We start from the raw sequence: 15,303 nt of genomic DNA on the forward strand, positions 1-15,303 counted from the left end.
CGTGGGTCTTAATTTGCTGTTTCAGATGTGGGTGGAAGTTCGCACCATTTGACGGGCTTGCTGGCCCTGTCGAACATGCAGCCATTCCAGAAATACCAACCCTCAGAAATGGGCGGGTGATCTTCGATGTAGTGACCTACCGGCATGTAGTGGCCGACAAGGCACTTGCCGGGAATTCCGGCGCGCTGCTCGACTTCAAGAAGGACTTCTCGGCCATCTTTCGGGGCGGTGTCCATTGTCTGCCACTGCATGTCTGGGGCCTTTCCGATTACAGCGTGAGCTTCTTGATTTTGTCCATTCGACCAAGCAGGCGTTCGATGCAAAACCGTGCGTCCCGTAAGTGCTGCATGGTCAGCTCTTTTTCTCCGGCTTCGACACTGCGCAATTCCTCCAAAAGGTCTTGCTCATCTGTCTGAATGGCCGTCACGACTGGCGCCCTAACTTTCGTGCCTGCGAAGTAGAGGTTCACCAGCACTTGAGCATCAGCACGGCCAGCGAGATACGCCGCCTCTTCTCTGGGTGTTTTTTGCATCTGCCGGGCCTTTCGAGTCACGAGTTGTCGTTGCCAAGAAACCAGTCGGCGCTGTGGCTGAAAACTTCCATTGCGGAGCGCAGAACCTTCAGGGAAGGCTCGCTGCGATTGGCTTCGAGATTGGCGAGTTGAGCACGAGAAATGCCGAGCTGCGGCGCAACCGCTTCTTGGGTCATTCGCGCGTCGTTCCGGGCGGCGCGTAGCCGTGCACCGAACGTCGCTTCGCAGGTTCCAGAGCCGTTGCAATATGGGCATTTCATAGCCTTGGGGCCTTTCCGATTATGCTGCCAAGGCAGATTTCACGTCGTCTAACTGCCGCTGGATAGCGGCACGAATTTTGTCTATCTCGCGAAGACGAGCCTCCACCGCTGCGCGCTTGCGTGTGTGCCTCTCTGGCGGAAGGTAAGCGCCACGTGGACCGGTGATGCCGTCGCGAATTGAGTTCACGGAGATAAGCGCGCTAGCCAAACCGTCACGGGCGCCAATCATTCGTGTGCGTTCTTCTTTGGTCATTTTGGCGGCCTTTCTGATCGTTATTTCTGAAGGTGCGGCAGAACCGTTTCGATTGCCGCGCGAGCGTTGTTCTTTTCCCGGTCGGACGCATTGCTGCGCAGGGCGTCGTGAGCCTCTTCCAGGGCGGCGTCCCGTTCTGCGATCAGGCGGCGATAAAGCTTCAAGTCTTCCTCGGTCATGATCTGCCGGGCCTCAATTGTTCAGTTTTTCGATTGCGTCACGAAGTGCGGTGCATGCTCCGATACAGACCGCCATGGCGAGCATGTATTTGCGGTCACCAGACTGCGCCATGGTCGCCATCTCACTGGTGTACCAATCAAGGTCGTCTTGAAGCTTTGCCTTGAGCACTTTCACGGACATGACGTGCCTTTCTACTTCGGTTTAATCCTGCCTCTGACTTTCAACCAAAATCGGTGTTTGGTTTAAGACAGGGCCTTTCTGATTACGCCGCTTCCGGCTCGTCTTCGTGTGAAATATCGCGGCCCTGCTCGGCGGCTTCGTGCATCCATTCGATCCACATGTCTCGACACTCCCAGCAGGCATACATAGCGCTTGCGCCATCGGGAAAGCAGCCATCGCTTCCCCATGTAAAGCCCCATTGTGTATTGCCTTCAGGGATGAACTCGCGGCAGCAATAACAGTCTGCGCCATGCTCTCCCATCGGGTCATTTTTGAATGTCGTGGCTGATGCTTCGCACATGACGGGCCTCCGTGATTACAGATCGAGCAAGCGCTTGAATTCGGTTTTCAAGGACCTCCTGCCCTCCAAGTAGCCGCGATGTCGACCTGCTTCAAAAACGTCGGCCAGTTCGTCCCGAGCTTCCTGCGTAGCGGCGAGACGTTCCGGTGCGGCGAAGACCGGAGTTTCGGCGTCCCAAAAGATGGCCTTGCCGTCTTCAAATTCCACCTGGTACTTGCCGCCGGTGAACTCCCGCGGTGTTTCCTCAGCGATCGTTGCAATGGTTTTGGACATAGTCTGGGCCTTTCGAATCAGGTTTACGGGATCAGGTCACTGACATCGATATTGTTGTCTGCCAGTCGCTGAAACAGAACGCCCATTGCGGCGTCTTTCTCATGCAGAAGATTCGCCAGTTTCACGCGTTCGGCATGCTCGTTATAGATTTCGGCCGCAATCCGTTTTGTGAGCCGGTCGCGGGCGTCACCGTCGCCAAAAATGCCGGTCGTTGTGTTCACGATACGGTCAGCAGTTGCGATGATTTCCAAAGGGATTTTGGACATAACGGGCCTTTTCGATTACGCGGCTTCAACGTCCGCAGGGTGGCTGAAATGTGTATAGTCTTCGTCGTCGCGGGCGAAGCGCACATAGCCGCTCGGATTTGGATACACGCCAGTCACCAGATAGCCGGGTTGGCCACAGACGATGATCGGTTTCCCGAAGTCCTCCGGTTCCTGTGCTCGGCGCGCGGAAGCGCGTTTGAGGAACTCTTTGAACGACACGTCATAGGCGTGCGTGTAGTCTCGCCAGGCTGACGCGATAGCTTTCCCACGTGAGGCGGCTGCATAGTTCACAGGCGGAAATCCGCTGACGTTCACTTCAAACAGTTTGATGCGAAATGCCATGACAGGGTCTTTCTTCACACGGTTTCCGCCTCAAGCTCTTTGAGCTTCTTGGAGGCAGTTGATTTGGCTTCTGGCAGGCTATTTGCCTGTCCTCCTGCATGAGCGTCGCCGTTTTGTTTCGGCGGCCCGTAGATCGCCCAAGCACCACCCGTGTAGGCAAAGGCAGAGAGCTTCTTTCCGTTCAACTGGTAGGCCCTATGGCCGCCCATGTCGCCGATCAATCTCCAACGCGCGATCATCGTCCGGGCCTCTATTTCTGTGTTTCACATTGGCCGTCGTCACGACAGCATTCAACGTAGCTTTCCATGCATTCTTGGCACAGCGGCTCACCATCTTCCGTCAGTGTTTCGGCGGGCTGTTTTTTACAGCAGTTGCACATCAAGCCGTAGTCATCCATCGGCCGGGCCTTTCTGATTAGTCTTTGACTTCGCCGTAAACCTTGGCTGCGTGACCAAGATCGCTGAACTTGAAATACTGCTTTGCGATGGCGTCTAGATGGCCGACATCCGCAAATGGTCCAAGGGTCCGTTTCGCAATGTTGTGAGACAAAACGAAAGGGAGCAGGGCAGTGCGCAACTGCTCGATTTCGGCAGCGGCCCTGCGCGCCATCTGCGTTGAGGGATGCAGCGGGTCTGGTAGGGCGCTGATCGCGTGCAAAACGTCGTCGGTGTCCATCTGCCGGGCCTCCGTGATTACGTTCCGAAGCCGCAATAGTGAGCTTCGTCAGAAGCTGCGCGAACCGCGTGCTCTGCCTCTTTCACTTTTGCCTTCAGATCGTCTGAGATTTTCACTGAACTGGATGCTTCCAAAGCCTCGTGCAGTTCGCGAAGTTTGTGCTGAATTGTCAGCAGTCGTCTGACTGGTTGCACTGCCATGGCGGGCCTTTCTGATTACGTTTCGTAGAATACGCATGAAGCGTTGTGCGATCCGCCGATTGGATAGCCACAGCATTGGTGATGCGTCGGGTTCTGCTCCCGCGCGATCTTGTCCATGATCGGGTCTGTCAGGGCGAAGACGACGGAACCTGGAACCGACCCACGACTGGCTTCAGCGCGAAGCTTATCCATCTGCGATTTCAACCATTCATTCTGCATGCTGAAGCTTTCTAATTTAGCACCCTTATGGCGAATTTTATGATGAGCGCGAGCGCAACAACGACCAGCACATAAACCCCGATGGCAGTGAGAAAGGTCGCCATGTCCGGGCCTTTCTGATTACGCGCGCAGGCACCGCAATTTGGGCAGTGCTTTGCGCAGTGAAGTGATGGCGTCAACGCAGTCCGGACAGGTAACCAGGCGGCCGCCTTTCAGCGCCTTGGAATCCTGGCCCTCTTCCGAGCCGTCGCAGTCGAATGCGTCACCGCAAAAGAAGTATTCGCCCGAGCCAAGGGGTGAAATCGCGCAGATCCGCCCATCGAGACGTTGATAGAATTCCTGCATTGCCGGGCCTTTGTGGTTAGGGTTTCTCAGGACCGCGCAAAGCGGCGTCGATAAGGTCAATTTCGGTCGTCACAAAGACCGGCGTGCACGCCCGATTTTCAATATTGAAAATGGATGTCCTCACGCGGTTCAGCGCAGATCGCAGACGATCGATTTCGTCGGCTGCGCTTTCAAGCTCGTGCGCATCGATCGAAGCAGCCTTGTGCTGGCGCATCGTGTCGGCGCACTGCCGTAATCTCTGAGCGCTGTCGGACATGACGGGCCTACCCAAGTTCGTATCAGGCAAAAACTGGTTTGATGCGAACTACGCCGTCGCTTCAATCATGCCTTTGGCTGACTGAAGAAGCGCCTGCCGGCACTTGGGCCCCAAGCGCTCGAACGATCGGAGTAAATCCAACGCACCTGGCACGTTCGCTGCGTCCATAATCGTCTGGTCTGCGACGGAAACATCGCCGGAAGATGTCAGCCCCTCGAAGAAAAAACCAGGCTCGACGCCGAACGCGTTCGCGATATCGAAAAGACGACCAGAGCCGATCCGATTGGTGCCTTTCTCATATTTTTGTATCTGCTGGAAGGTGATGCCGAGATGCTCGCCAAGCTTTTCCTGGCTCATGCCGAGCATAATGCGTTTCATGCGGACACGGCTTCCAACATGGATGTCCGCGGGGTTCGGTGTTCTATTTGTCATTGCATGTTTCTCCGTCAAATGAGGTTCAGCTCATGATCTCATGGATTTGTGGGCAACGTTTTTCACGTTATGAATGCACGCTAACATTGAAATATGATAACGTCAATTGCGTTGACTTGCATTTTTTGAAAATATATAAGAAGGCATGCACTATGGATTGATTGCTAAAAGAAAAGACCTACCGTCTCTCCAAAGTCAACGTGAGGCACTTTCGGAATGCGAACGTATTTTGCCAGAACCTACGGAAGAGACATTGACTGCGATCCGCCCGGGATTCGAGTTGACGGTATATTCTCTCAAATGTTTTGCGTTCGAGCGCTCCGCGGACTACCAGCCGCGCAAGGTAGCAATGGCATTGCTCGAAATTGTCGAAAAGCCTGGGGTGTCGATCAATGTGATCAATACCGCTGAAACATATAGGTTGCTCGAAGACGCTGGTAGATTGTCTCGCGACGTTCTAGACGCATTGGCAGGGGCCAGACAGGTACAAGCTGGTCGTGGTCGGCCGAAATGGCCGGCGCCCTCTCAGGACAGTATTGATGAAGCCCTGCTTATTTGGATGGACACCGTCAGGTATCGGACTGACGAAGACGCTCGCAAGATTGTTAAGGCAAGATGTGCCTACAAATGGTCGAATGCCCGCATTCGTAAGTATCTGGGGCCGTCCGGTCGGAAACCAGGCAGGAAATAGAGGAGCCGAGGCCATGGGCATCACTGATGGAACATACATTTGCAAACTCTGCGGCGAGTGGATGACGGGTTGCTCTCTATGTGGTCAAGCGCCGCTTATCGACAACAGGGAGAACCTGCGCCGACAGGAACAGGCCGAGCGAGACGGCGAGCGAGAACTGTGGCGGCAAAGCCAAGCCATCCGAAATTCAGCGAATAGCCGATAAAACAAGGGAGCCAAAGCCGTGAAAGTGCTAGCATACAACGACCAATCCATGACTTGGCGTGAAGTTGTAAATGACGGTCGAATAGACTTCTTCGATCAGTTTGGTCGCCGTTATCGGTTGAAAGAGATGAGCAATGGACAACTGACGTTGTCGGCGTCTGATGGGCCTCTGGAAATGAAACCGAGTGGATGCCATCGGATTGCATTTAAGACATCGTGATCATAAGGGAGCCGAGGCCGTGATTTCAGACCAAGAAATTGACGCTGTTGCCGAGCAGGTCAAGAGCTCTGTTTGGAGCGCGGCCGATGCCAATCTATCCAAGAACGCAAAAGATGTGGTGACTGCCGGCGAACTGTCAGCCATTGCGAAGGCAGCGTATTCCGCCGCGTATCAGGCATTGTTTCGTTTGAAAATTAATGAGCGAAAATAGGAGCGGGCACATGCGATTGATCTATGACGGCCTCGAAAACTGCGCTTGGTGCGGATGTTATCTCGGACAGCGCGCGATCAATCAAATCGGCAGCAGCACGACGCAGCGGATTGTCTGTCAGCCTTGCTGGGATTCCAGAAATATCGAACGGAAATAAGGGAGCCGAAGGCGATGCGAGAGGGTGTCGATATCGCTGCGATGGTCTTGGTTGGGTGCCTCTTGATCCTGATTTCCTTCGTGCTCGCACCGAACGCCTACACATGCATTGGGTATTGTGACGATAGCGGTTCGTTTAACTTTATTCACGAAACCAAATAGGGAGCCTGAGACGATGAATAAGCCCGTCACTAAATTCGAAGCTGAACGTGCGGAAGCGGTTCTCGCGCGCCTCCGGATCATCAAGGCCATGGTGCTGGAATGCGTTGAAGTCGTGCCAGTCAGCGAGGATGTTGAGTGCAGCGTGCACGAGGCTCTTGACGCATTGATTTCGGCCGTCAACGACAAGGCCGCCGATGCGACGTCGAAAGCAGAGGCGCTTGGCCTCGACCTCAACCCCTTCGATGCATTCGACAAACCAATATCATAAACAAGGGAGCCGAGATCGTGACCACGACGAATAGTATCTTGGACAAAATCACTGGCGGTAAGACATCGCAGAAAGCTTTCCGCACCATCGACCTTCAGGATGCGCGGACTGGCAAGCTGAAGCAATGTCGGCCCGCGCCGACCGATCCGCCAGCCCCTGAATGCGATTGGCGGCGCCTTCAGATTTCGAAAACAGAAGAATGAACAAGGGAGCCGAGGCCGTGAAAGAGGAACGAGACGGCGGTGCGCCCATGAGTTGGCAATTGGCGTTTGTCGTTGTTGGTATTTACATTGCTGTTGCCGCCGTGCTGGTGGCTGAAAATATCACCTATGCCGACCGGCTCAGGGCCAAAATTGAAGCGGCTGAGTTTGAAAAAACGCCAGAGAACTGAGGAGCCGAGACGATGGCGAAGTGCGCATATTGCGACGAGCAGGCAATCACAGAGATTGACGGGGACAGCCTGTGCAAGCGTCACGCCGACGCCTGGTTGAGGGGCGAGGGTGAGGCTGCAGCCGAGTATCGTGACTGCGGCGGCGAGGGCTGGTTCAAGACCGACGATGGTGCGTTGGCGGTCTGCTACGGCGAAAAATGTCATTGATCATAGGGGGCGAGGCTGTGGCTGATATCATTCGCATTGCTCCCCAGCTAACCGATGACGATATCGTCTCGTGGATTGGCGACGGGGCGTTTACTTGTGGTGTGGCGATGCGCTTCGGCTGGGATATCAGCGATACGCGCCGCCGGCTGGATCGTTTGGCGCGCGCAGGGCGATTGACCCGAAAGAAGATATCGAAGACGGCGTCTTGCCGCGTAACTGGCGGCCAGCATGTCGAGTGGGTGGACGCAACTGTCGCTGAAATTCAGCGTGACTCATAGGGAGCCTGGCCGTGGCGACGACGCAAAACCTTGAAAAATTGGCGGCGATCATCGATCCGGATGCGTTTGAACCATTCGTCAAGACAGATGGTGCTGGTGTCTACTGGGGGCAGCGTCGGAACGATGCGCGCCGGAAGGCCCGCGAAGTTATTGCCGCGTTCAATTCGATAATTCTCGACGGAAACTGAGGAGCGCCGTGACGCATGGACGAAGCAAGGCCGGGCATGGCGATAGCAGCTGACCCCAAGTTGGATTGGCCGCATGACACGAGCTACTGGAACAATTGCAGCCAGTGTGGTGTCCGGTTCATGGGGCCGAAGCGCGCGCCCGCTTGCTGGAAGTGTGTCGCCGACAGCACCAAGTCTTGGTGGAGTTCAAAATTCAATAAACCCAAATTGAAATAACGGAGCGATATCATGCATTTAGAAGGAGAAGACCTTAAACGCCTCCTGAATGAAATTCGGTCGCAGCTTCGCGGCGCTGGGTTCAACACTGTTGATGCGGTTTGCTACGGGTCTGTCGAGTCCGTCCGAAAGGCTCGTAACGAAGAGCAGGCCATTCTGGCGATTTCTGATGCGATCCCGCAGAAGATCTGGGATGAGTTCCAAGCCGATGAAAAAAGAGCGCAGGCTGATGAACTGCGGCGAAAGGCTTCAGAAATTGAAGCGTCAATCTAAGGAGCCGATACATGAGCGATTTGTACTACTCCGCCAAGTGCGGCGCATATTCAAAAAGCGTCTGTGTGGGCGTTGCCGCCCAAGAGCAGTGTGATCTGTGCGGCAACGCCGGTTTGGTGCTGCAGTGTGATACTTCTGGCGAAGAGTATGCATTCGCTCAGATTTGCAAAAATTGCATCGACCGCGCTTTTTCCTCGGGTGGCTTCAAGACCCCGGCAAGTGAGATTCAGACAGTGGCCTTCCAAGAGGGCGAAAACTGGATCGTTCAAGGTCTGGAGCGCGATATCTGCACCCAAGGTGTCACCGAGAACGCCGCTCGTCAGAATTTTGTTAACGCTGTCATTCTGGAAGGTCGGGAAGACGGAGGTCTTGAACGTATCGGACCCGCGCCAGCTCGTTTCTGGAAAATGAACCGAGACTAAGGAAGGTGACACCGATGAAAAGCGTTTGTAAGAGGATAGCCGACATGCTGCCGGACATGTCTGTTTGCGGTTTTCAATGGCCCGTGCGCTTTGGCCGGTTGAAAACCCTGGAAGATCATAATCGCTACAGAGGCTCAGCATTAGAGAAACTGGACGCTGACCGCGCGAGCCCGCAACCGAACGGAATAGCATGTCCGGAATGCGAGGCTGAATTGGTGGACACCGATCCGACAGGCGTTCTTCTTTCAAACCCGCCTAAGAAAAGGATTTCTTGTCTGGCGTGCGGCTATCTCGGTTACCGAATTTATTAGATGGCAGGTATTTACGCCGGCCGCCATTCTATGAATGTCGACGCGTTGAACGGGTTCCCGGCGGCGTGGTTGATTTCCAGCGTGTCGATCGAGATTTTGCCCACCTTCTGTAATTTCTCCAGGATCGGCAGCAGATTGGTGTTGTAGCTTTTGTGGTGGCTCCACCATGCCGAATTGAACGACACCGGCGCCGCGGCATAGGCGCGGACGGTCGGGTCAAGCGACCAGCGTTCGCGCCAGGTCGGCCGCAGCATCATGTTGCGGCGGACCTTTCGGAAAAAGGCCGCGTCATCCTTGCTGCGTGCTTCCAGGAGCATCGGGTGTGCCTGCCAGCCGACCGGTTCGCTGTGCGTCACCTTGGCGTCCGGGAAGCCCAAAAGGTTTTCGAACAGTTGCTCCGGCAGCACGGTGATCTGTTCGATCGAGTGATTTGTCAGAAACAGGATCCGCCGCGGCTTGTCCTGCAGAAAATCGAGATCCGGCTGATAGTAGTTGAATGCCTTACCGATGAACCGGATGCCTGGCTGCCGGCCGGCAAGAAGCTCGGCCGCGGCACGCCCTTGCTCGGTGAACTCAAGCCCAAAAAACTCGACCTTGTCCCTGAACGGCCAGTCGAGTGCGTGAAAGCACCTGAACAGGTTGTCGCCGGATCCGGAACCCAGTTCGACGATCGTGTCAATCTCGCCGCGTTCAACAAGCCGCTTGGCGGTGGTGACCACGTTCATGCGGCTTTGAGGGTGGTAAGTTTCGCCGCAGGCGACAATGCGGTGCAGGGTGTCGATGCCATCGTGGGGCAGGCCGAAGGCGTCAAAACCGAGGCGTATGTCGTCGCCGACCGCCTCGTCATTGAGCAGGCCGTAACGCTGGTTCGAATCCGCGGAAATGAGATTAAGGATGTCGAGCGCATCGGCGCTCTCCGGGCCACGGAACCGGTTGATCCGGCGTATCTTGGCGGCCCATGTCTTGGAATATTCTGCGGTGACACGGTTTTCCGGTCGAATGTTCGTCTCGAGCATATCAAACACCATATGGGCTACAGTTCGCGTGCAGAGATCGCGCGCGTACTCTTTGGTGGACTAGGTAGTGTATGCGAAGAGCGCACGATATATGGTTGTGTGTCAATACCCACAACGCGTTATTTTAGGTTGAATCTAAATCACCAGTACCGTGGCAGGTCGCGGATCAATGTGTTTTAGCGGGGTATTTTTGGAACTCATGTCTTAGTTCGGCTGTAGAAGCTAACGGTTTCTCTCTAGCCGGGAAATCGCAGACAACACAATAACTTTTCGATCAGCATAGCGCCGACGGATTTGCTTTACGTCATTTGTCGACCAGCCCACAATCTCCGCAATCTCATCATCCTTGAATCCTGCTTGGACAAAGTTGTGAACCGCAGTTCCTTTTAGGTCGTGGAAGCGCTTATCGACTCCGGTTGCAGAGCGGGCCTTCTGGAATTCGGTGGATAGTCCATCCGGACTGTAGGCCCGACCGAGGGAGTTGCAAAACAGCGTCATGCATTCTGCACCACGCTTTTCTTCCTTGCATTCCCTATATTCGTTGGCTTGGTCCAAAATCTGGCGAAACTCGGAAACGATTGGTACGACCACTTCGTTCATGCCGTTGCTCTTGCTAGTCCACCAATTCAGGTGATCGCCCTTATCGGCTGTCTTCGGCATCGTAACGATATCGGTCCGCCGCAACCCACTATATCCCGCCGTCAAAATCGGCCAAATCGATGGGACCATGCAGTGCTGACCAAGTAGTGCGAACTCATCAGGTTCCCAAATAATTGAAGCACGGTTTGCAGTGTGGATCCGATCGATATCCTCGGCGCAGTGTCCGGAGATATCTCCTTCGTCTTTAGCGAAGTTGAGCAATTTGACCAAAACGCCAAGATGCATGTCCGCTTGCCTGGGCGTTACGGCAAAACTCTGGTGCCACTTCTTTACCTCCCTTCGCATCCGCGGATCCTTAAAGGCACCAATCTTAGCTCGACCAAATTTTTCCTCAATTTTGGCAAGTGACCGGTCATATTCCCGGCGCGTGATTGCTTTGTTTTTCAAGTAGGAATGATCACTCTTGTAAGCCTCGATCACCCCCTTGATGCGTCCTCGGTCCTCGGTCCGTATGGACGCGTTAGCAGCAGATTTTGCAGCGTCGAACGCCGATTTGAATTTTGAGGGATATGGAGGCTTCAAAGGAGCGCCGTCGTTGGTCCAGAAACAGGGGCCGCGGCGCCAAGCATAGTATCGAACTCGCAACGTGCCATCGTTGAGAGTGGACTGGACCCGATGCATGCCTTTGAAGTGATCAGCCATCTGTCTCTCCGTACGGTCTCAGTAAATCATTATTCGCGAGGAACCAGGTAGAATCGAGCACCTCATATATCCACCGTCGCTTAGGGCACCAACTCCGTACAATAACTCTCCCATCCACGAATCCTCGAACATGGATCTTCCGGTTTTCTGGGTTGTCCGGTCCAAAATAGAGATGGAAGCTCCTCCCAGGAAGAACCCAATTTGGAATTTGGACACTATCCATGTGATCGCTTTATTCTCCTCTCAACCAATCATCATAATCAGTTTTTTCGCATTGCGATTTCGATTCTTCCTGCAAACCGCTGAGCTTGTCCAGTGCGACGTCGATCGCTCTCTTGTCCCATCGCTTAGTTCCCCGGATCGCACACGGGATTCGTCCATCGTGTACCCATAGGTCAAATGTTCCCGTCGAGATACTCAGATAGCCGGCAGCGGCTTCCTTGGTCAAAAGCCTTGGGGTTATAGTCATTTTTGTCTTTTCCGAAATGAACTGCGCCCCTGAGGGAACGGTCTTGACGGGATAGATCGACTGGATTGTTTCTTCTCATCTTTGGCGAGGATTGTGCCGACAAACTTCTTGTGTGCCGCCGCTAAACGCTTGGTCTTTGCTATCTCTGTCTTGTCACCGCGTGCGACTGCCTTGGTCTTTGGACCATCCGTTCTGTCACTATGGGTTGAGCCAACAACCGGTTCCAGATAACCGGCGGCGTTAGCTGGCGGAACGGTATCTCTTTTGACTGGATCCCAGACTCGCTGTTGGATTGGTGGCCTGTGGTCCCATTGAACGTCGTCCAGATCGAGGCCAAGGGCCAACAAGACGTTGTCGAGTTTCAGTTTGAGGGGTTTCCGGTGATCCAGGATCAAAACAGGATCCAGACCCAGTTTGATCATCGCGGCGTAGAGTTTCGTACGCACTGGTATGTGCGGACGGTATCCTTTTGGAGGTGCTGGAGCGGGCAGATTAGGTACCATGTTCCGTCTGCTTTAATTCTTCAGCGCGCCGTGTGTATGCGTCGGACAACTTGCTGTGCCGCTCAGTGCCTTTGACGATGCCATACATTTCCATCTCTCCGGCTTGGCCGGAAGCCCATCCATAAAGGTCGTTAAGGCTGAGCATGTTCTGGAGCTTTTCGATGAAGGATCGGACATATTGCTCAGCTTCGATCTCAGCCTGTTGCAGGTAACACTCTCGTTTTTCGGCGAGCCAATATTTTGCGTTCCATTTGGTTTCTTCGTCGAGGTCGCTCTTGTCCCGGATCCATTCGAGGTAGTCGGCAGGAACGTCTAGCCACTTCTCGCCTTTGTGCTTTTTCCCGAAATTGATCATGGTGTGAAGGGCAGGCTCCATCGACCATGTAACCAGGTCTTCGAAACTGACGCCCGTGTCCAAGATCTTCAGTAAAAGATGAGCACAGACATAGGAATCCGGTGCAGCCCGGTGTGGAGGCATCGCCTTGTGGTGGTCGAGGTGTAGCGGTAGCCAGTAGCGCAGGAACTGTAGTGCATGGCTTGGCGCTTCCGGCCAGATCCGAAGTGCTATCTTGCGAGTGCACAAAACCGGAATACCGTCGAAGTCGTAGAATTGTAACTCGTAGGAGGCATTGTGCGCGGCGAAGAAGTTCGGACGAGGGTGCAGAAGAACCTTCATCGCCTCTTCAGGAGGAGGAGCATCTGCTACTTCTTCATCGAAGATGTGATGAACAGCTCTCGATTCAGGTGGAAGCATTCTTCCTGGATTGGCGAACTGCTGCTGCGGATTGCCAACCACACCATCCATCACATCGCACCAACCGATCTCGCAGACGGCTTGTGGGTCTTCCTCAGTTGGAAGACCTGTCGTCTCCAGATCGGTCGATCTGATCAGCATCACGCAGAAAGCATCTGTTCGATGCCGCCTTCGAGTTCGTCTGGGTCAATTTCACCCTGAATTCTCTTCTCGTGACCGGCGAAGATGAACTCGGCCTTCTTTTTGTCTGTTTCCGACTTCGGCGGCCAGCCGCCGTTTTTGTCCCAGAACTTCTTCGCTTCCTTTTCGAGGCCGTCCTTTGTCGATGCCTTCATCAGTTCTTCGGAATAGCCACGAAGCAGGTCGGCATTGAGCTCCTCAGCATCGTCTACCTCAGGTTCCGGTTCCTTGACCTTTTCCTGTTTTGGTTTTTGAGGCTCCAGTAGTGGATTGGCGGAAGCGCCGCCGACGGATCCTTCGATCACGGAACCGGAAGACCCGTCAAAGTCGACGTATTGATCTTCCCGTTCGATGATATTCCGCAATTCCCGGGGCATAGATGGAACGCCCTTGGAACCGCGGCGGATGGCAGTCTTGATTGCCATTTGGTCAAAGTAGTCGCGCCAGGCAGGGCTATTCTGGGCCCTCGATGCTGATCGAGCCTTGTTGATTTCATCAAGCGGGAGAACATCCCGATGAACAATCCGACCACTGTCATCCTTGAAGATGACGTAGGCGCCGATGATGTCGCCACGTTCCTGACCGAGCTGCGCCGGCTTGTGCTTGATGTAGGGGTTGTCACCTTCGTCGTGGTCAAAGTAATCATTTTTGTAGACGCATTTCGAGATGATCTCTGTGATGCCGCCGAGTTCTCTAGCTCGCTTTCGGATGCCAAGAACCATGGGCAGATACTGGCAGATCAGAAGGTATTCTTCCTTGCCAGTATCGATATTTTTGACCTTCGTCTTAAAGGGAATAAATGCCGCTTCGCGTCCATCCGGAACAAGATCATCCGAAGCGCACTGCATGAGAGCAGTGATGACAGATTTCTGGTCACACCTCAGGATGTCCGGATTGTGCGCGACGGCGGTCATGAACGTCGTCTGGAACCGGTCGAAATTGATCGATGACGACTTGAGGATCAGTTTGATATCCTCACCAGCAAGGGCGAAGATTTTTCCGGCCGACTCCCGGATAGCGACAGCTTGATTCACCTATTCACTCCGAAATATGCAGGCAGGTCCTGGTCGCCCACGTGGATGGCTTCACGCTGAGGAATCCAAACTTCATCGGAACCAAATTCAGCGCAGAATTTTTTGTAGGTTTTGATGGCGCCTTCAACCTGATCGGCCGCGGTGGCGCGGGCGATGGAAGCGTCCCATTTGATGACGACCGGCTGTGGTGCACCGGTTGATTTGATCATGATCCAGAACCAATCTGGCCTGTCTCGATCGAAACATTCGGAGAGAAAGCCATCCATTGGCTCATTACCGAACACGCAGGCAGAGCCGAACACGGAAAAGATTTCCCTGCACTTCCGCCAGGCGCGTTGATATGCGGCCTCCTGAAGATCGTACTGGTGATTGTCGATCACCTTAATAGCAAGATGTTCAAGTTTACCTTTGCTGCGGGGAGCGTAGGTTTTAAGGTCGATCACTGCATGACGTAGAAAGCGATCGAGACGCGCCTTGAAGAAAATCCCGTCCTCTTCGTAGATGAGGGTTACCTCCGGGGCACCTTGCACGAATGTACCGTCTTTCATAACTGCAGACAGAAGTGGATCTTCCTGAACCCACGCACAAGCGACCTGTACCTGTGTCCATCGCTTTTCACTAAGTTCCGTCTTACCAGCGTTTTCCTTTTCCCACCTTGCCTTGATCTCGTCCGCGATCGGGACTTCTGCATCGATTGATCGAACGGCCGCCACTAGCTCATGTTTTTTGAGCTTTGAATAATTCGATCCGCCATTTTTCTTGATGAAATCTTTTAGGTCATCACTGGTTGCCAGGGCGTCATCAGGAATGTCCAACGGTTTGGAAACGTAAAACCGACGCTCAAATTCTTCGCGACCTTCCAACATCCTGGCGTGGATTGCGTTTCCAAATTTGATGTAGTCGTTGTCAGAAATATCTGGCCCGTAAAGGTGGTCGAATTGCTCCTCGATTGGATCGACGACCAGTCCTTTGATACGGGTGGACCCAAGGGCTTTGATCCGATGGTAGCAGTCCTCTGGCAAATCGAAATAGATTCCTGGAATAGGATCACTTTCGATCATCTCGAGGATTTCTGGTGGATAGTGGAACATAAA

The 15,303-nt window shown here is 53.9% G+C and carries 32 protein-coding genes; 11 read left to right on the forward strand and 21 right to left on the reverse strand.

Annotated features, from left to right (window positions below; genetic code table 11):
• Window positions 1–8: 8 nt before the first annotated feature.
• From O6760_RS22320 to O6760_RS22385, 15 genes are all read right to left on the reverse strand, one after another.
• Window positions 9–251 (reverse strand): hypothetical protein, encoded by a 243-nt coding sequence (locus O6760_RS22320; RefSeq protein ID WP_269581881.1) that lies wholly within the window; start codon window positions 249–251, stop codon window positions 9–11.
• Window positions 252–268: 17 nt separating this feature from the next.
• Window positions 269–532, reverse strand: a complete 264-nt coding sequence (locus O6760_RS22325; RefSeq protein WP_269581882.1) for a hypothetical protein — start codon at window positions 530–532, stop codon at window positions 269–271.
• Between the two features lie 17 nt (window positions 533–549).
• Window positions 550–708, reverse strand: a complete 159-nt coding sequence (locus O6760_RS22330) for a helix-turn-helix domain-containing protein (protein WP_269581883.1) — start codon at window positions 706–708, stop codon at window positions 550–552.
• Between the two features lie 357 nt (window positions 709–1,065).
• The gene (locus tag O6760_RS22335; RefSeq protein WP_269581884.1) at window positions 1,066–1,224 is read right to left on the reverse strand and encodes a hypothetical protein; all 159 of its coding nucleotides are present in this window, start codon (window positions 1,222–1,224) and stop codon (window positions 1,066–1,068) included.
• A 13-nt stretch (window positions 1,225–1,237) separates the two neighbouring features.
• Window positions 1,238–1,405: a hypothetical protein gene (locus O6760_RS22340; protein ID WP_269581885.1), complete on the reverse strand. Its 168-nt coding sequence runs from the start codon at window positions 1,403–1,405 to the stop codon at window positions 1,238–1,240.
• Window positions 1,406–1,487: 82 nt separating this feature from the next.
• Entirely contained in the window at window positions 1,488–1,745 is a 258-nt protein-coding gene (locus tag O6760_RS22345) for a hypothetical protein (RefSeq protein ID WP_269581886.1), read from the reverse strand.
• Window positions 1,746–1,760: 15 nt separating this feature from the next.
• Window positions 1,761–2,018: a hypothetical protein gene (locus O6760_RS22350; protein WP_269581887.1), complete on the reverse strand. Its 258-nt coding sequence runs from the start codon at window positions 2,016–2,018 to the stop codon at window positions 1,761–1,763.
• Between the two features lie 23 nt (window positions 2,019–2,041).
• Window positions 2,042–2,284, reverse strand: a complete 243-nt coding sequence (locus tag O6760_RS22355; RefSeq protein WP_269581888.1) for a hypothetical protein — start codon at window positions 2,282–2,284, stop codon at window positions 2,042–2,044.
• 15 nt (window positions 2,285–2,299) lie between these two features.
• A complete protein-coding gene (locus O6760_RS22360) occupies window positions 2,300–2,626 on the reverse strand; it encodes a hypothetical protein (RefSeq protein ID WP_269581889.1) in 327 nt (108 codons plus the stop codon).
• Between the two features lie 14 nt (window positions 2,627–2,640).
• Window positions 2,641–2,865, reverse strand: a complete 225-nt coding sequence (locus O6760_RS22365; RefSeq protein WP_269581890.1) for a hypothetical protein — start codon at window positions 2,863–2,865, stop codon at window positions 2,641–2,643.
• Window positions 2,866–3,040: 175 nt separating this feature from the next.
• Window positions 3,041–3,301 (reverse strand): hypothetical protein, encoded by a 261-nt coding sequence (locus O6760_RS22370; RefSeq protein ID WP_269581891.1) that lies wholly within the window; start codon window positions 3,299–3,301, stop codon window positions 3,041–3,043.
• Window positions 3,302–3,731: 430 nt separating this feature from the next.
• Complete coding sequence (locus O6760_RS33465; RefSeq protein ID WP_442969815.1) at window positions 3,732–3,899, reverse strand: DUF983 domain-containing protein; 168 nt, start codon at window positions 3,897–3,899, stop codon at window positions 3,732–3,734.
• A complete protein-coding gene (locus tag O6760_RS22375) occupies window positions 3,841–4,065 on the reverse strand; it encodes a hypothetical protein (RefSeq protein ID WP_269581892.1) in 225 nt (74 codons plus the stop codon). Before O6760_RS22375 ends, O6760_RS33465 begins: the two co-directional genes overlap by 59 nt.
• Before the next feature lie 16 nt (window positions 4,066–4,081).
• Entirely contained in the window at window positions 4,082–4,321 is a 240-nt protein-coding gene (locus O6760_RS22380) for a hypothetical protein (protein ID WP_269581893.1), read from the reverse strand.
• A 48-nt stretch (window positions 4,322–4,369) separates the two neighbouring features.
• On the reverse strand, window positions 4,370–4,699 hold the full coding sequence (locus O6760_RS22385) for a helix-turn-helix domain-containing protein (RefSeq protein ID WP_442969816.1): 330 nt from the start codon (window positions 4,697–4,699) through the stop codon (window positions 4,370–4,372).
• Between the two features lie 199 nt (window positions 4,700–4,898).
• Here O6760_RS22385 and O6760_RS22390 point away from each other — a divergent pair, with 199 nt between their 5' ends.
• The 11 genes from O6760_RS22390 to O6760_RS22440 all read left to right on the forward strand — a co-directional run bounded on the left by O6760_RS22390 (window position 4,899) and on the right by O6760_RS22440 (window position 8,951).
• Window positions 4,899–5,444, forward strand: a complete 546-nt coding sequence (locus O6760_RS22390; RefSeq protein WP_269581895.1) for a hypothetical protein — start codon at window positions 4,899–4,901, stop codon at window positions 5,442–5,444.
• A gap of 389 nt (window positions 5,445–5,833) precedes the next feature.
• Window positions 5,834–6,079, forward strand: a complete 246-nt coding sequence (locus O6760_RS22395; RefSeq protein WP_269581896.1) for a hypothetical protein — start codon at window positions 5,834–5,836, stop codon at window positions 6,077–6,079.
• 331 nt (window positions 6,080–6,410) lie between these two features.
• A complete protein-coding gene (locus O6760_RS22400; RefSeq protein ID WP_269581897.1) occupies window positions 6,411–6,665 on the forward strand; it encodes a hypothetical protein in 255 nt (84 codons plus the stop codon).
• A gap of 17 nt (window positions 6,666–6,682) precedes the next feature.
• Window positions 6,683–6,868 (forward strand): hypothetical protein, encoded by a 186-nt coding sequence (locus O6760_RS22405; RefSeq protein ID WP_269581898.1) that lies wholly within the window; start codon window positions 6,683–6,685, stop codon window positions 6,866–6,868.
• Window positions 6,865–7,056, forward strand: coding sequence for a hypothetical protein (locus tag O6760_RS22410; RefSeq protein WP_269581899.1), 192 nt, complete (start codon window positions 6,865–6,867; stop codon window positions 7,054–7,056). Before O6760_RS22405 ends, O6760_RS22410 begins: the two co-directional genes overlap by 4 nt.
• A 12-nt stretch (window positions 7,057–7,068) precedes the next feature.
• Window positions 7,069–7,263: a hypothetical protein gene (locus tag O6760_RS22415; RefSeq protein ID WP_269581900.1), complete on the forward strand. Its 195-nt coding sequence runs from the start codon at window positions 7,069–7,071 to the stop codon at window positions 7,261–7,263.
• 17 nt (window positions 7,264–7,280) lie between these two features.
• Window positions 7,281–7,541, forward strand: coding sequence for a hypothetical protein (locus O6760_RS22420; protein ID WP_269581901.1), 261 nt, complete (start codon window positions 7,281–7,283; stop codon window positions 7,539–7,541).
• Window positions 7,542–7,552: 11 nt separating this feature from the next.
• Window positions 7,553–7,729: a hypothetical protein gene (locus O6760_RS22425; protein ID WP_269581902.1), complete on the forward strand. Its 177-nt coding sequence runs from the start codon at window positions 7,553–7,555 to the stop codon at window positions 7,727–7,729.
• A gap of 228 nt (window positions 7,730–7,957) precedes the next feature.
• Complete coding sequence (locus O6760_RS22430) at window positions 7,958–8,218, forward strand: hypothetical protein (RefSeq protein WP_269581903.1); 261 nt, start codon at window positions 7,958–7,960, stop codon at window positions 8,216–8,218.
• Window positions 8,219–8,229: 11 nt separating this feature from the next.
• On the forward strand, window positions 8,230–8,640 hold the full coding sequence (locus tag O6760_RS22435) for a hypothetical protein (RefSeq protein ID WP_269581904.1): 411 nt from the start codon (window positions 8,230–8,232) through the stop codon (window positions 8,638–8,640).
• 44 nt (window positions 8,641–8,684) lie between these two features.
• The gene (locus O6760_RS22440; RefSeq protein WP_269581905.1) at window positions 8,685–8,951 is read left to right on the forward strand and encodes a hypothetical protein; all 267 of its coding nucleotides are present in this window, start codon (window positions 8,685–8,687) and stop codon (window positions 8,949–8,951) included.
• An 11-nt stretch (window positions 8,952–8,962) separates the two neighbouring features.
• Here O6760_RS22440 and O6760_RS22445 read toward each other — a convergent pair whose 3' ends face one another.
• From O6760_RS22445 to O6760_RS22470, 6 genes are all read right to left on the reverse strand, one after another.
• Window positions 8,963–9,967: a hypothetical protein gene (locus O6760_RS22445; protein ID WP_269581906.1), complete on the reverse strand. Its 1,005-nt coding sequence runs from the start codon at window positions 9,965–9,967 to the stop codon at window positions 8,963–8,965.
• A 222-nt stretch (window positions 9,968–10,189) separates the two neighbouring features.
• A complete protein-coding gene (locus O6760_RS22450; RefSeq protein WP_269581907.1) occupies window positions 10,190–11,269 on the reverse strand; it encodes a tyrosine-type recombinase/integrase in 1,080 nt (359 codons plus the stop codon).
• 465 nt (window positions 11,270–11,734) lie between these two features.
• Complete coding sequence (locus O6760_RS22455; RefSeq protein ID WP_269581908.1) at window positions 11,735–12,184, reverse strand: hypothetical protein; 450 nt, start codon at window positions 12,182–12,184, stop codon at window positions 11,735–11,737.
• A 46-nt stretch (window positions 12,185–12,230) separates the two neighbouring features.
• Window positions 12,231–13,136 (reverse strand): 3'-5' exonuclease, encoded by a 906-nt coding sequence (locus O6760_RS22460; protein ID WP_269586333.1) that lies wholly within the window; start codon window positions 13,134–13,136, stop codon window positions 12,231–12,233.
• Window positions 13,136–14,209 (reverse strand): recombinase RecT, encoded by a 1,074-nt coding sequence (locus O6760_RS22465; RefSeq protein WP_269581909.1) that lies wholly within the window; start codon window positions 14,207–14,209, stop codon window positions 13,136–13,138. The genes O6760_RS22460 and O6760_RS22465 overlap by 1 nt, the downstream gene beginning before the upstream one ends.
• Entirely contained in the window at window positions 14,206–15,300 is a 1,095-nt protein-coding gene (locus O6760_RS22470) for a PD-(D/E)XK nuclease-like domain-containing protein (RefSeq protein ID WP_269581910.1), read from the reverse strand. The genes O6760_RS22465 and O6760_RS22470 overlap by 4 nt, the downstream gene beginning before the upstream one ends.
• Window positions 15,301–15,303 lie beyond the last annotated feature (3 nt).

The organism is Roseibium sp. Sym1, assembly GCF_027359675.1.
Taxonomy (GTDB): domain Bacteria; phylum Pseudomonadota; class Alphaproteobacteria; order Rhizobiales; family Stappiaceae; genus Roseibium.